This window comes from Neisseria sp. HMSC065C04, assembly GCF_001815375.1.
GTDB classification, from domain to species: Bacteria; Pseudomonadota; Gammaproteobacteria; order Burkholderiales; family Neisseriaceae; genus Neisseria; species Neisseria flavescens_D.
Genome location: NZ_KV820406.1, coordinates 1 through 14,577, shown reverse-complemented (window position 1 = coordinate 14,577; position 14,577 = coordinate 1). Strand labels below are relative to the sequence as shown.

Genomic DNA, 14,577 nt, shown 5'->3' with positions numbered 1-14,577 from the left:
TGATGCCTTATCGACCAAACCTTCATCACAATAAAAAGGGCATCTGTTAAGATGCCCTTTTTTTGATTTCTTACGACTTTAACCAACGTTTCACTCAGTCTTTCAAACGGAACTCAGCCGCTCTGGCGTGCGCGGTCAAGCTTTCGCCATGCGCCAACACGCTGGCGGTTTTGCCCAACTTCTGCGCACCTTGTTCTGAAACCTGAATCAGACTGGAGCGTTTTTGGAAATCATATGTTCCCAAAGGAGAAGAGAAACGCGCCGTGCGGCTGGTCGGCAAAACGTGGTTGGGGCCTGCGCAATAGTCGCCAAGGCTTTCACTGGTATAGCGTCCCATGAAAATAGCGCCGGCATGGCGGATTTTTTTCGCCCACTCTTGCGGATTTTCGACCGACAATTCCAAGTGTTCGGGAGAAATATAGTTGGCGATTTCACAGGCTTCGTCCAAATCTTTAGCCAAAATCATTGCACCGCGGTTGCCCAATGAAGCTTCAATAATCGCACGGCGCGGCATGGTTTCGATCAAACGGTTCATGGCCGTCTGAACTTCGTCCAAATACGCTTGAGAAGTACCGATCAAAATCGCTTGTGCAATTTCATCGTGTTCTGCCTGACTGAACAAATCCATGGCCACCCAATCGGCAGGCGTCGTACCATCGGCAATCACCAAAATTTCAGACGGCCCTGCCACCATATCGATACCGACCACGCCGAACACGCGTCGTTTGGCCGCAGCGACAAAAGCATTGCCCGGGCCGGTAATCTTATCGACCTGAGGCACAGATTCCGTACCATAAGCCAAAGCCGCAACCGCCTGCGCGCCGCCGACCGTAAATACTTTGGTTACACCGGCCACAAAAGCAGCCGCCAACACGATATCGTTGCGCTCGCCTTTCGGAGTGGGAACGACCATGATGATTTCTTTCACGCCGGCAACGTGGGCAGGCATGGCGTTCATGATGACGGAACTCGGATAAGCGGCTTTACCGCCCGGAACATAAATACCGACACGGTCAAGCGGTGTAATCTGTTGACCCAAAAGCGTGCCGTCTTCGTCTTCGTAAGTCCACGACTCCATTTTTTGGTGTTTATGGTAGCTTTCCACCCGTCTCGCAGCCGTTTTCAAGGCCGTCTGAATGTTTTCGGGCAAACGCTCAAACGCAGACTGCAAATCGTCTTGCGTCAGGATTAAATCATCGATGATTTGAGCGGATGTGCCGTCAAAGCGGTTGGTATATTCAATCAGCGCCGCATTGCCGCGTTTTTGAACATCGGCGCAGATGTCGGCAACAATACGGTCAATTTCAGGGTTTTGCGCGGTTTCAAAAGCAAGCAGTGCTTTGAGTTCGGCTTGAAAATCAGGGGATTGGGTGTCGAGTTTCTTCATGGTTTGCTCTCTTCCTTGTTTCGTTCCTATTGTTTTCAGACGGCACCAGCCACACACAGGCCGTCTGAACATTATCTTTTCAAAAAGCCTTTTTTCTGCAAAAACGCCAACATATGCGGCCGCACAGGATTACCCAAGGTTTTGGCCAGCGATTCCTTCCAAGGTATAGGACTGCCCTTGCGCAACTCATAATAATCCGCCACTGCCTGATTATAAGCTTCAACCGCCTCGGCATTCAGGCTCGGACAGGCGTTTTCGGCATACACCATTTCCTTAGGCAGGCGCGGCTTGAGCGGTGGGTCTTGGTCAGGATAACCGAGGCACAGCCCCACCAAAGGCACGCAATAATCCGGCAGGTTCAATACGTCCGATACTTTTTGTGCATTATTACGCAGCGCACCGATATACACGCCACCCAGCCCAAGTGATTCGGCGGCAAGCAATACGTTTTGCGCCATAATGCCTGCATCGACCGCGCCAATCAGGGTTACTTCCGCCCAATCAATTTGCGCATCGGGAAACATTGCCTTGTGTTTGGAAAAATCGATGCAAAACAATAAAAATTCTGCACAATGGACAATATAAGGCGCACTTCCTGCCGCTTCATGTATTTCCTGCCTCAGCACAAGGTCGGAGACACGGATTATAGAAACGCATTGCAGATTGTTAGAAGTTGAGGCCTGTTGTCCGGCGCGAACCAGCGTATTGAGGATTTCATCGGCAATCGGTTCGAAAGTAAACCTGCGGATGGAACGATGGGAAAGAATCGTATCGAGTGTCGGTTTGCTTTGCATCATGACAGGGCTTTCAAACTGGGTTGGCAGACAACTTTTGCCAAAAACTTTTCAGACGGCCTTAGCGGCATTTTCAAATGCCTGAATAATCGGATTCAACAGCGCATATTTGGTTTTCAACGCCGCCTTGTTGACCACCAAGCGGCTGGAAATATCAGCCACATGTTCCACAGCTTCCAAACCATTGGCCTTCAATGTATTGCCGCTGGAAACCAAATCGACAATCGCGTCGCTCAGACCGACCAAAGGCGCAAGCTCCATCGAGCCGTACAGTTTGATGATATCCACATGCACACCCTTGTCGGCAAAGTGTTCGGCGGCAATGTCGGGATATTTGGTGGCAATCCGCAAGCGGCTGCCGGGTTTGGATGCAGCGGCGTAATCAAAACCTTTTTTAACCGCAACCATCATGCGGCATGAGGCAATGTGCAAATCCAAAGGTTGATACAGGCCATCTCCGCCATGCTCGATCAGCACGTCCTTACCGGCAATACCGAAATCCGCCGCACCATATTGCACATAAGTCGGCACGTCGGTCGCACGTACAATTACCAAACGGATATTGTCATGATTCGTACCAATAATCAGCTTGCGCGATTTTTCCGGCTCTTCCGCAGGCACAATACCTGCAGCAGCCAACAGCGGCAGGGTTTCCTCAAAAATTCGCCCCTTGGATAAAGCAATCGTTAAAAGTGTGTCGGTCATTTTTCTTTTCCTTTGCCGTATCAAAAGCAAGAAGGCCGTCTGAAATCCACAACCCATTTCAGACGGCCCCAACTACGGTTTTACAATAAAGTTTTCACATCAGCTGCAATCGTTTCCGGCTCGCTGCCGTAAGGCGAGAAAATCGCCACTTCGCCGTTTTTATCAATCAAATATGCACCTGAAGAGTGGTCAACCAAATAGTTTTCGCTGTCTTCTTTTTGGTTGACTTTAGCCGATACCACACGGTATTGCTGTTTGATGACAGGCAGGCTTTGATCGCCGGTAGCCGTCAGGCCGATAAAATCAGGGTTGAACTGTTTTGCGTATTTGCCGATTACTTCAGGCGTATCGCGCTCAGGGTCGATGCTGACAAATACCACTTTCACGTCTTTAGCCTGATCGCCTAATTGTTTCAAAGTATCGCTGTAAGTCAGCAACTCGGTTGGGCATACGTCAGGACAGTGGGTATAACCGAAAGACAGGATGACCACTTTGCCTTTCAAATCGCTCAGGCTGAAAGGTTTGCCGTCGCCATCGGTCAATGTAAAGTCGCCGCCAATATCTTCTTTGCGCATATCGGTACCACGCGCTTGCACTTTGGGTGCTGACTCACCGGAAGCAGCAGGCGCAGCAGAAGCGGCAGGTGTCGAAGAAGCCTCCTTGGCCTCCTCTTTAGGCTGACAAGCAGCCAGAGCAGCCAATGCAAAAGCACTGAGTAAGAAAGTTCGTGTGACGGAAAGCATAAATTTTCTCCAAAACCGTTTCAAATAAGTGAGGCCAAACAACCGCCCGGCCGATATAAAAACAAAACATCTTCATATTAACGCGTTTAACACATTAAATGTAGCCCTTTTTGCAGATAAATACTGCTTTTTTTGTTTTAAAAATCTGCCTCCCATTTAGATAACCATCAAACACAAAAAGTTTAATTCATTAAAAATCAAACAAATATAAAAATAATCCGATTTTTTTTCAATTACTGCTTTACAAGATTCGAGAACTCGCTATAATGACGACTTCTTCGCTAGCCCAGGTGGCGAAATTGGTAGACGCAGGGGACTCAAAATCCCCCGCCGCAAGGTGTGTCGGTTCGAGTCCGACCCTGGGCACCAAATTTAAAAAACCTCTTGATTCAGTCAAGAGGTTTTTTGCTATTCTTCATTTGCAAAAACCTTCTCCTTACTCAAACTGTCAACAATCCATCCACACCAAGATCAATAAAACTGTTTTTTTATTTCTTTAAAATCAACCTTCAATCTATTTTCCCGTTTCAAATGTTAAAAGATGAAAGATTTTATCTTGATTGAACAGTCGGTTTGCGTTATCGTTTCTACTCTTTTTCACAAACTCTGTGTTCCTTTCCAATTGTTTGGACAGTCTGACTGTCGCCGTATTCCTTCAATGCGCGTACCCTAAATCGCTGCTTGGCGGAATTGCATTACAGGTGCTGTGGTGAGGCGGATTGTTCCTATTGGTTAGAAACCGCATAAAAGAGGTCAATATGCAATTATCAGGCGCACAAATCGTCGTGCAAAGTCTCAAAGCCGAAGGTGTCGAGTATGTATTCGGCTATCCGGGCGGCGCGGTTATCGAAATCTACGATGCCATTTTCCAACTCAACAAATTCAAGCACATTCTGACCCGCCATGAGCAGGCAGCCGTACATGCGGCAGATGCCTATGCCCGCGTCAGCGGCAAAGTCGGCGTGGCCTTGGTAACTTCCGGCCCGGGCGTAACCAACGCATTGACCGGCATTGCTACCGCGTACAGCGATTCCATCCCCCTGGTCATCATCAGCGGCCAAGTGGGCAATTCCCTCATCGGTACAGATGCGTTCCAAGAAGTGGATACGGTCGGCATTACCCGCCCTTGTGTCAAACACAACTTCCTGGTTACCAATATTGGCGAGCTGGCTGATACGATTAAAAAAGCCTTCCAAATTGCCGCCAGCGGCCGTCCGGGCCCCGTTGTCGTCGATATTCCTAAAGATGTTACTCAAGCGATGGCCAAATTCAGCTATCCGCAAGAAGACATCTTCATCCGCTCCTACCAACCGGTTGTACAAGGCCACATCGGCCAAATCAAAAAAGCCGTACAAATGCTGGCTTCTGCCAAACGCCCCATCGTTTACTTCGGCGGCGGCGTGGTATTGGGCAATGCCTCCGAGGAAATGACCCAATTTATCCGCATGACAGGCGTACCCTGTACCGGCACATTAATGGGTTTGGGCGCTTACCCTTCCAGCGACCGCCAATTCTTGGGCATGTTGGGCATGCACGGTACCTACGAGGCCAATTTGGCGATGCAAAATGCAGACGTCGTTTTGGCAATCGGCGCACGCTTTGACGATCGCGTTGTTTCCGTACCGTCAAAATTCTTGGACAAACCCAAAAAAATCATCCATATCGACATCGACCCATCCAGCATTGCCAAACGCGTTAAAGTAGACATTCCGATTGTCGGCGATGTCAAAAACGTATTGACCGAAATAATTCATCTGTGGGGCAAACAAGAAACTGCGCCTTCAGCCGACTCATTGGACAAATGGTGGAAAACCATCGAAGAATGGCGTTCGCACAACTGCCTGTGGTTTGAAAACGACAGCGAAATCATTAAACCGCAATACGTTGTTCAAAAACTGGCAGAAATTACCAAAAACTCAGCCATTATTACTTCCGACGTTGGCCAACACCAAATGTTTGCCGCTCAATATTATCCATTCGAGCGTCCCCGCCAATGGCTCAATTCCGGCGGTCTGGGTACGATGGGTGTAGGCCTGCCTTACGCCCTCGGTGCCAAACTGGCGGCTCCGGAACAAGACGTCTTCTGTATCACAGGCGAGGGCTCTATTCAAATGAATATCCAAGAGCTGTCCACCTGCTTCCAATATAATGTTCCCATCAATGTCGTTACATTAAACAATGGCTATTTGGGTATGGTTCGCCAATGGCAGGAGCTGTATTATGGCAACCGCGAATCGGAAACCTATTTCGATTCATTGCCCGACTTTGTCAAACTGGCCGAATCCTACGGCCATATCGGCATCCGTGTGGACAAAAAATCCGACGTCGAAGGCGCCTTGTTGGAAGCATTAAACCAGAAAGACCGTTTGGTATTCCTCGACTTTTTGACAGACAAGAAACAAAACGTACTGCCTATGGTCGGCAACGGCAAAGGTTTGGATGAAATGGTTCTGCCGCCGCATATGCGCGATATTGCAAAAGCGTAAGGAGAAAGAAATGCGACATATCTTATCTATTCTGATGGAAAACGAATCAGGTGCGATGAGCCGTGTGGTAGGTTTGTTCTCCGCACGCGATTACAACATCGACTCCCTGGCCGTAGCCCCAACCGAAGACAAAACCTTGTCCCGTATGACCATTGTTACCCACGGCGATGAGCACGTCATCGAGCAAATCACCAAACAACTCAACAAACTGATTGAAGTTGTCAAAGTGGTTGACTTGAACGAAAGCCGTTTTGTCGAACGCGAACTGATGTTGGTAAAAGTCCGCGCCGTCGGCAAAGACCGCGACGAATTCCTGCGATTGACCGAAATCTACCGCGGCAGCGTTATTGATGTAACAGACCGCAGCTATACCATCGAAATCACAGGCTCTACCGAAAAACTCGACTCTTTCCTCGAGACAGTCGGTCGTGCTCAAATTTTGGAAACCGTACGCACAGGCGCAGCTGGCATCGGCCGCGGCGAGCGTATTTTGAAAATTTAACGCTGTATCGTTCAGACGGCCTTTTACTTTCAACAAAGGCCGTCTGAAAAACAGTAGGAGACAAACATGTCAAGCATCCAAATCGTTGCATTAGTTACCGTCAAACCCGAATATACCGAGGCTTTGGCTGCCCAGTTTAAAGAATTGGTCAAAGCCAGCCGTGCAGAAGAAGGCAACATCAGCTACGACCTGCACCAAGAAATCTGCAAACCCAACCGTTTCGTATTCGTAGAAAGCTGGAAATCCCAAGCAGCTATTGACGAACACAATGCCAGCGAACATTTCCAAAACTTCGTCAAATCCATCGAAGGAAAAACCGAAGCATTGGAAATTGTCTTGATGAACCAAGTCCCCGCTTAACCCTTATTACTTTTAACTCAACCCGGATTATCCGGAACCCTCTTACACTAAGGAAATAAAATGCAAGTTTATTACGATAAAGACGCTGACCTTTCTCTGATCAAAGGCAAAACCGTTGCCATCATCGGTTACGGTTCACAAGGTCACGCACACGCAGCAAACCTGAAAGATTCTGGCGTAAATGTCGTCATCGGTCTGCGCCAAGGCGGCTCTTGGAAAAAAGCCGAAGCAGCCGGCCACGACGTGCGCACCGTTGCTGAAGCAACCAAAGCAGCCGACGTTGTAATGATTCTGTTGCCTGACGAAAACCAACCTATCGTATACAAAAACGAAATCGAGCCAAACTTGAAAGAAGGCGCAGTATTGGCGTTTGCTCACGGCTTCAACGTACACTACAACCAAATCGTACCTCGCGCCGACCTCGACGTTATCATGATTGCCCCTAAAGGCCCAGGCCACACCGTACGCAGCGAATTTCTGAAAGGCGGCGGCGTACCTTCCCTGATCGCCGTTTACCAAGATAAAAGCGGCAAAGCACGCGACATCGCCCTATCTTACGCCGCAGCCAACGGCGGTACCAAAGGCGGCGTGATTGAAACCAACTTCCGCGAAGAAACCGAAACCGACCTCTTCGGCGAACAAGCTGTATTGTGCGGTGGCGTGGTCGAATTGATCAAAACCGGCTTCGAAACCCTAACCGAAGCAGGCTACGCCCCAGAAATGGCCTACTTCGAATGCCTGCACGAAATGAAGCTCATTGTTGACCTGATTTACGAAGGCGGCATCGCCAACATGAACTACTCCATTTCCAACAATGCAGAGTACGGCGAATACGTAACCGGCGTCGAAGTCATCAACGACAAATCCCGCGAAGCCATGCGCAATGCCCTCAAACGCATCCAAACCGGCGAATACGCTAAAATGTTCATCCAAGAAGGTGCCGTCAACTATGCCAGCATGACAGCCCGTCGCCGTCTGACCGCCGACCACCAAATTGAAAAAGTTGGCGCTCAACTGCGTTCTATGATGCCTTGGATTGCCAAAAACAAACTGGTTGACCAAGACAAAAACTAATCTATCTTCCAATAAAATAAAACCTGCCCGAGCAATCAGGCAGGTTTTTTATATATTTGCAAACCCAATACACTATAAATTCCAATTACCAAGGCCGAAAGCTGTGCAAAATTCCCCAAAATTCCTTAAATTCCCACCAAAACATTTAGGGGATTTTGGGGAATTTTGCAAAGATCTCAGGCCTTTTTATATATCAATGCTTAAATTAATTTTTGTTGAGGGTAGGGAATAAGAATAAAAAAAGAGCCTGCATAAAACAGGCTCTTTTTCATACTAATCCGAAGATTAGAATTTGTGACGCAGGCCAACCAAACCAGAAATAGTTTCAACTTTGTGAGGGCCAGACTCAGCACCACGCAACCAGCCGGCAGAAACCAGAGCAGTAGTGCGTTTAGAGAAGTCGTAGTCAGCACCAACGATAACTTGGTCGTATTGAGTGCCTTTCAGTTTTTGACCGTCAACTTTAGCTTTGAAGCCGTGAGCGTAAGAAACGCGAGGAGTTACGTTACCAGCGCGGTAAGCGGCAGTAGCAGCAACTTCGATAGTTTCAGTAGGACGGCTATCCAAGGCAGCAGCAGTACCAAATACTACGTTAGAAGCGTTAGTAGTGGCAGAATTTACAACGCCGTTAGATTGAGCTTCGGCGTAGTCACCCAAAGTTTCCCAGTTTTTAGCGTATTGACCGGCTACAGACACGAACAGGTTGTTAGCATCGTAACCACCTACCAAGCGGTGTACGTGACCGTCTTTTTCAGAAACGGCGTTTTTACGGAAACCACCAGCGTATTGACCGAAGAAACCAGAGTTTTCGTAGTTCAGGCCAGCGTAGTAAGTGTCACGGGTAGCGTCGTTGTGAGTGTATTTGTCAGAAGGGTTAGCGTTGTCGCGTGGAGTGTATTGTACGCTTGCGCTGAAGCCTGAGAATACAGGGGTGTCGTAACGTACAGATACTGCACGCTCGTCAACACGGGTAAATACAGACATGTTCAAAGCGCCGTTGCTGCTTTCCCATTGGTCAACATTGTCGCTAGTGTTTTTAACAGTAGAGTCCAGTTTACCGGCACGAACTTTACCGAAGCCACCTTCCAAACCGATGAAAGATTCGCGAGAAGCCCACTCTTTGTCGCCACCTGCGATAGAAGTGTTTTGTTCAACTTGCCAGATAGCATTCAGGTTATTACCCAAGTGTTCGTGGCCTTTAAAACCGATGCGTGAACCGAAGTCAGCGATTTCAGTAGCAGTTTTAGAGCTTTTCTCGTGACCCAGTTTAGCAGCAGTTTGTTCACCCAATTTTACTTTGGATACTTCAACGCCAGCTTTAATTTGACCGTACAGAGTTACGTCAGCCATAGCTGCAACAGGCAGAGCCGCCAGAGTCAGGGCAATCAGAGATTTTTTCATTGCTGTTTTCCTTTTTTAAGTGTGAAGAAGCGAGCATTCGTTCTTCTTATTACGATATCGTTCTCTTTCAACGATTCCATGACCATAATATAAAGGTTATGGCCTAGGAAAACAAATTTTCCTCTTGTTTTGAGTGATTTTTGCTAGGAAACGTTGTTTTTTACAGACAGACTAGATATGGAAAGTAGTCGTTTATTCTGTAATATCTTTTTTCTAAAAGAGGATTTTTACAAAGGCCCCAGGCCGTCTGAAACCAATCGGTTTCAGACGGCCTTTAGTCTATCTATCCCTATTGTCAAATTACAATAAGGTCAACAAACAAGATTTATTTTTCATTCAAAATCTTACCGACAATCTCGCCCACATCTTTGGACAAACCTTCTTGTGCATTGATGCGTTGCAATTCTTTAGTCATGACGGCTTTGCGGTTGGCTTCCAATTTGTTGCAGATGTTGAAAGCCTGCACCAGTCGGGCGGCAACTTGCGGGTTAAAGCGGTCGATTTCCATCACTTTATCGGCTATAAATCGGTAGCCGCTGCCGTCTTCTGCATGGAAGTGCGGAATATTGCGGCTGAAGCTGATCAACAAAGAACGGGCCTTGTTCGGGTTTTCAATACTGAACTTAGGATGACTCAAGGCCGTCTGAACTTGCTGTAAAGTATCTTTGCGGCGGCTTGAAGCAATCAGGGCAAAGTATTTGTCCATTACTAAGGCATCATCGGCGAATTTATCGGCAAATTGCGTCAACAAGCGATCGCGAATTTCGCTTTCATTGCTGTTGATTGCAGATAAGATGCCCCATTCGTGAGTCATATTTTGCGCCATTGCTTCGTAATTCTCCGCAACGTGTTCGATATGCGCTGCGTCAGCACGAAGGATAAATGCCCTGCAAGCATTGCGCAAAGTGCGCCAGCCGGCCAGTTCCGGACTGTATTCATAACGAACAGCAGCATCGGCTTGGTTTTCTTGCTCGGCAGCTTGACGGTTCAGCTCGCGCCATTGAGGCAGGAACTTGACGGCAACGGCATTGAGCAAAGCTTCTCGCGCTTGATGCACCTGAATCGGGTCAATATTTTCTTCTTCCGCCCATACATCGGTTTCAGACGGCATTTGCAGCAAAATTGCACGGAATGCCGGATCAAAGTTACCGGAAACCACCAAAGCCAAAGCATCCATCAATGCTTTGTGTTCAGGCAAAGGACGGCCTTCCGCCAATGCCTGTCGGTTGGCGTTAATGGCGCGATGGTACAAGGTTTGAGCAGCTTCCCAACGGGTAAACTCATTTTCATCTGCAGCCAGTAAAGTGGCCAATTCTTGCTCGCTGTATGGATAGTTCAGGGTAACCGGTGCAGAAAAGTCTCGCAACAGAGACGGGATAACCGGCTCATTGACGCCGCCCAACACAAAAGTCTGCTCGGCTTCAGTCAATACCAAAACCGCCTCTTTCACCCGTTTGCCTTGATATTCAAACTCAACCGCTTTGCCTTTTTCATTCAGCAAACCGGTTTTGACCGGAATCATCATCGGCTGCTTGTCCGCCATATCGGGCGTGGCCGGAATGGTTTGTTTAATGGTCAATTCAAACGCTCCATCTTTCAGACGGCCTTGAGCATCTAAAACCGGCGTACCGGCTTGGCTGTACCACAAGGCGAACTGATCAAGATTGATGCTGTTTGCGTCTGCCATTGCTGCACGGAAATCATCACAAGTCACAGCCTGACCGTCATGGCGTTGGAAATACAGCTTCATGCCTTTTTGGAAGCCCTCTTCCCCGAGCAAGGTGTGATACATGCGCACTACTTCTGCACCTTTTTCATAAACGGTCATGGTGTAGAAGTTGTTCATCTCCTCATAGCTGGCCGGGCGGACAGGATGCGCAGTCGGGCCAGCATCTTCTGGGAATTGGAACAAGCGCAGCATGCGGACATTGTCGATACGGCGTACCACGCGGCTGGCTCGGTCGCCGGAAAACTCTTGATCGCGGAATACGGTCAAACCTTCTTTCAGCGACAATTGAAACCAATCGCGGCAGGTCACGCGGTTGCCCGTCCAGTTGTGGAAATATTCGTGGCCGACAACAGATTCAATGCCTTCAAAGTCGGTATCGGTCGCAGTAAGGCTGTTGGCCAACACAAACTTGGTATTGAAAATATTCAAACCTTTGTTTTCCATCGCGCCCATATTGAAATCGCCCACGGCAACGACCATGAAAATATCCAAGTCGTATTCCAAACCGAAGCGTGTCTCGTCCCATTTCATCGCATTTTTCAACGATTCCACTGCAAAACCGACTTTAGGTTTGTCTATCTCAGTGGTGTAGAACTCGATTTTGACCTTACGGCCGCTCATGGTCGTAAAATAATCTTCCGTTACCGCCAAATCGCCTGCCACCAAAGCAAAGAGATAGCTCGGTTTGGCAAACGGGTCTTCCCATTTCACCCAATGACGGCCGTCTGAAAACTCGCCGCCATCGATTTTATTGCCGTTAGACAGCAACACCGGATAGCGTTTTTTGTCTGCAACGATCGTGGTGGTAAATTTAGACATGACATCCGGACGGTCGATGTAGAAGGTAATTTTGCGGAAACCTTCCGGTTCGCATTGGGTAAACAGGTTGCCGCCGGAAGCATACAGACCCATCAGAGATTTGTTCTCAGCCGGCAAAATTTCGGTTTCTACTTCCAGCGTGAAGTTTTCAGACGGCACGCCTGCAATCGTCAATTTTTCGTCTTCCAACACATAATCTACGGCCTGACCGTTTACTTTCACAGACAGCAGTTTTGCTGATCCATCCAATACCAATGGCTCCCCTGCTCTTTCAGGTTGAACGGTCAGACTGGATTTGACGATGGTTTGCGGTTCTAAAATATCGAAATGCAGGTCGGTTTTCAGAATACGGTAAGCTGGCGCGGCGTAGTCTTTCAAATAATGGATGGTTTTGCTCATTTGTTCTCTTTCAGAGTCATGCGGTAAATAGATGAAGCATATCGTTTCAGATAGCCTAAATTCAAGTGTTTTCAGAAAAAAAGGCCGTCTGAAACCTAAAATTTCAGACGGCCTCCCTATTCAGGCAGCAAATCTAGTTGCCTGTCATTGCCAACTTACCACTGATACAGCGCACCGGCACCGACACCGACATGACCGTCGGTATTGGCCGAGAAGTTGCCTTTGACAATCCAGTTGCCGCCGTCGCTCATCGCAGATACGCCGATGGCCATGGCAGACTGACCACCGTAGTAGCCGCTGCCGACACCGATACCGGTAGCACCCGGACGGGTTACTTGCGGAATCGAGCCTTGGGCAATCGCACCGGCCACACCCGCGTAGGCTTTCTTACCTACTTGGTTGATGTTGTTCTGCAACTCGGTACCCAAACCAATCAACTGATTCACGTTTGCCGCGTCTGTACCGTCTTTACCCGGAGCCACGTTGGTAATGCGTTGGCCACCGTTGTTCAGACCGACAGGAGACAGTTTGACTTGGTTGTTCGGATTGTTTTCAGTCGGCGCAGCGATGGTTACGCCATCGTTATTGACCACGGTATTGACTGCGGTCAGACCGTCTTTGTTCAACGCAACTTTATCGCCGACTTTCACGCCGTCGTTATTCATCACAGTATCGCCTGCTTTGAAGGTATCGGCATTCACTGTCTTCACGCTAATCTCGTCAGCCAACTTCAGTTGAGTGCCACCGGCTACGGTTTCGCTGATGATGTTGCTGTCGCCTTTGACATTGATGGTGTCACCCAATGCGTAGTTGTTGCTGCCGGTCGTACCGCCGAAGTTGATGCCTTTGGCAATAGTCGCAGCATTGTTGGCTACGTTTTGATTGGTTGCGTACAACTGGCTGCCGTTGACTGCATCTTTGCTGTTGGCGTTGACGTCGCCATCAGCTACGTTGGTTACTTTATTGCCTGCATTGTCCAAGCCGTCTTTAGTCAGGTTTACCTTGCCTGCTTTCAAGCCGTCTTTGTTCAATGCAACATCGTCACCAACTTTCACACCATCATTATTAACAGTAGTATCACCGGCTTTCACGCTGTCAACGTCCAAGTCTTTATCTGTAGCAACTTCATAAACGGTCTGACCTTTGTCACCTGTTTTTTCAGTCACAACGATGTTCTTACCTTGAACGACTTCAGTTTTAGATGCCGCCGCAGCTTGTTTCAGTTGAGAAACATTGACTGCATCGGTGTTATCCGTACCGGCTGCCACGTTGGTGATCTTGTTGCCGCCATTGTTCAAGCCAGCTTTGGTCAGGTTCACATCGCCTGCTTTCAAGCCGTCTTTGTTCAATGCAACATCATCACCAACTTTCACACCGTCATTATTCATCACGGTATCACCTGCGGTAACGCTGTCGACTTTCAGGTTTTTATCGGTAGCCACTTTGTAAATGGTTTGGCCATTGGCGCCGACATCCTGAGTGACAACAATGTTATCGCCTTGAACGACTTCTGTCTTAGCCGCAGCCGCAGCTTTGTTCAACTGAGCAACATTCACCGCATCAGTATCATCGGTACCGGCTGCAACGTTGGTAATCTTGTTGCCGCCGTTGTTCAAGCCGGCTTTAGTCAGATTGACATCGCCAACTTTCACGCCGTCAGTATTGACTGTGGTATCGCCGGCTTTCACGCTGTCAACTGCCAAGTCTTTAGCCAATTTAACTTCCAACTTATCAGAGCCATTCGCTACAACGCCGATATTGCCGTCTGAAAGTTTGGCTGCATCGGTTTGACCGCCAACAATATTCAGCTTCGTACCCGGTTTGCGTTCAACGTCTTTGCCGCTATCGCCGCCGAAAGTCAAAGGCAGATTGGCAGTTGCATTAACGGCTTTGATCGCATCGTGGATGTTGTTCTCACCAGTACCGCCAATATCGGTCATGCTGATGTTGCCGCCATTATTGGCCGCATTGCCACCCAACACATTCACCAACTGATCTTGGGCCGCATTCAGCTGCTCTTCAGTCGCCGCACGTTTGCCTTGGGCAAAGTCACTGCCACCCAAAGTCGTATTGCTCAAGCCGCTGACTTCGCCTTTATCACCATCGATTTTCACCGGAGCAGCTTGACCAACATTCAATACATCGGCCAGTTTCAGCTGTGCGCCACCGGCTACGGTT

General features: G+C 48.5%; 11 protein-coding genes and 1 tRNA gene. 5 read left to right on the top strand and 7 right to left on the bottom strand.

What is annotated here, in order from left to right; all coding sequences use genetic code 11:
• Positions 1–94: 94 nt before the first annotated feature.
• The 4 genes from hisD to HMPREF3022_RS03885 form a co-directional block, all read right to left on the bottom strand.
• Positions 95–1,387: a histidinol dehydrogenase gene (hisD, locus tag HMPREF3022_RS03900; RefSeq protein ID WP_039862559.1), complete on the bottom strand. Its 1,293-nt coding sequence runs from the start codon at positions 1,385–1,387 to the stop codon at positions 95–97.
• A 71-nt stretch (positions 1,388–1,458) separates the two neighbouring features.
• Positions 1,459–2,184, bottom strand: a complete 726-nt coding sequence (gene nfsA / locus HMPREF3022_RS03895) for an oxygen-insensitive NADPH nitroreductase (RefSeq protein ID WP_004521037.1) — start codon at positions 2,182–2,184, stop codon at positions 1,459–1,461.
• Between the two features lie 48 nt (positions 2,185–2,232).
• Positions 2,233–2,886 carry an ATP phosphoribosyltransferase gene (hisG, locus tag HMPREF3022_RS03890; protein ID WP_036473098.1) on the bottom strand — a complete coding sequence of 218 codons (654 nt, stop codon included), beginning with the start codon at positions 2,884–2,886 and terminating at the stop codon, positions 2,233–2,235.
• Between the two features lie 80 nt (positions 2,887–2,966).
• Positions 2,967–3,629, bottom strand: a complete 663-nt coding sequence (locus HMPREF3022_RS03885) for an SCO family protein (protein ID WP_003680035.1) — start codon at positions 3,627–3,629, stop codon at positions 2,967–2,969.
• Positions 3,630–3,913: 284 nt separating this feature from the next.
• Here HMPREF3022_RS03885 and HMPREF3022_RS03880 point away from each other — a divergent pair.
• The 5 genes from HMPREF3022_RS03880 to ilvC all read left to right on the top strand — a co-directional run bounded on the left by HMPREF3022_RS03880 (position 3,914) and on the right by ilvC (position 8,051).
• Positions 3,914–3,998: transfer RNA gene (locus tag HMPREF3022_RS03880), tRNA-Leu, on the top strand.
• 389 nt (positions 3,999–4,387) lie between these two features.
• On the top strand, positions 4,388–6,115 hold the full coding sequence (gene ilvB / locus HMPREF3022_RS03875) for a biosynthetic-type acetolactate synthase large subunit (RefSeq protein WP_004521033.1): 1,728 nt from the start codon (positions 4,388–4,390) through the stop codon (positions 6,113–6,115).
• 10 nt (positions 6,116–6,125) lie between these two features.
• Positions 6,126–6,617 (top strand): acetolactate synthase small subunit, encoded by a 492-nt coding sequence (gene ilvN, locus HMPREF3022_RS03870; protein ID WP_003748480.1) that lies wholly within the window; start codon positions 6,126–6,128, stop codon positions 6,615–6,617.
• Positions 6,618–6,683: 66 nt separating this feature from the next.
• Positions 6,684–6,977 carry a putative quinol monooxygenase gene (locus HMPREF3022_RS03865; RefSeq protein WP_049330738.1) on the top strand — a complete coding sequence of 98 codons (294 nt, stop codon included), beginning with the start codon at positions 6,684–6,686 and terminating at the stop codon, positions 6,975–6,977.
• 60 nt (positions 6,978–7,037) lie between these two features.
• Positions 7,038–8,051: a ketol-acid reductoisomerase gene (gene ilvC, locus HMPREF3022_RS03860; RefSeq protein ID WP_049330739.1), complete on the top strand. Its 1,014-nt coding sequence runs from the start codon at positions 7,038–7,040 to the stop codon at positions 8,049–8,051.
• Between the two features lie 285 nt (positions 8,052–8,336).
• On the opposite strand, the gene porB is transcribed toward ilvC, so the two are convergent.
• From porB to HMPREF3022_RS03845, 3 genes are all read right to left on the bottom strand, one after another.
• Positions 8,337–9,452 (bottom strand): trimeric porin PorB, encoded by a 1,116-nt coding sequence (gene porB / locus HMPREF3022_RS03855; protein WP_049330741.1) that lies wholly within the window; start codon positions 9,450–9,452, stop codon positions 8,337–8,339.
• 325 nt (positions 9,453–9,777) lie between these two features.
• Positions 9,778–12,399, bottom strand: coding sequence for an aminopeptidase N (gene pepN / locus HMPREF3022_RS03850; protein WP_049330742.1), 2,622 nt, complete (start codon positions 12,397–12,399; stop codon positions 9,778–9,780).
• 155 nt (positions 12,400–12,554) lie between these two features.
• Positions 12,555–14,577 (bottom strand): YadA family autotransporter adhesin (locus HMPREF3022_RS03845; protein ID WP_210399654.1); only part of this gene is annotated, 2,023 nt, incomplete at its 5' end.

Bases quoted from the DNA above. Each gene is read 5' to 3' on its own strand.
- hisD (WP_039862559.1), bottom strand. From the start codon at position 1,387: ATGAAGAAACTCGACACCCAATCCCCTGATTTTCAAGCCGAACTCAAA.
- nfsA (WP_004521037.1), bottom strand. From the start codon at position 2,184: ATGATGCAAAGCAAACCGACACTCGATACGATTCTTTCCCATCGTTCC.
- hisG (WP_036473098.1), bottom strand. From the start codon at position 2,886: ATGACCGACACACTTTTAACGATTGCTTTATCCAAGGGGCGAATTTTT.
- HMPREF3022_RS03885 (WP_003680035.1), bottom strand. From the start codon at position 3,629: ATGCTTTCCGTCACACGAACTTTCTTACTCAGTGCTTTTGCATTGGCT.
- ilvB (WP_004521033.1), top strand. From the start codon at position 4,388: ATGCAATTATCAGGCGCACAAATCGTCGTGCAAAGTCTCAAAGCCGAA.
- ilvN (WP_003748480.1), top strand. From the start codon at position 6,126: ATGCGACATATCTTATCTATTCTGATGGAAAACGAATCAGGTGCGATG.
- HMPREF3022_RS03865 (WP_049330738.1), top strand. From the start codon at position 6,684: ATGTCAAGCATCCAAATCGTTGCATTAGTTACCGTCAAACCCGAATAT.
- ilvC (WP_049330739.1), top strand. From the start codon at position 7,038: ATGCAAGTTTATTACGATAAAGACGCTGACCTTTCTCTGATCAAAGGC.
- porB (WP_049330741.1), bottom strand. From the start codon at position 9,452: ATGAAAAAATCTCTGATTGCCCTGACTCTGGCGGCTCTGCCTGTTGCA.
- pepN (WP_049330742.1), bottom strand. From the start codon at position 12,399: ATGAGCAAAACCATCCATTATTTGAAAGACTACGCCGCGCCAGCTTAC.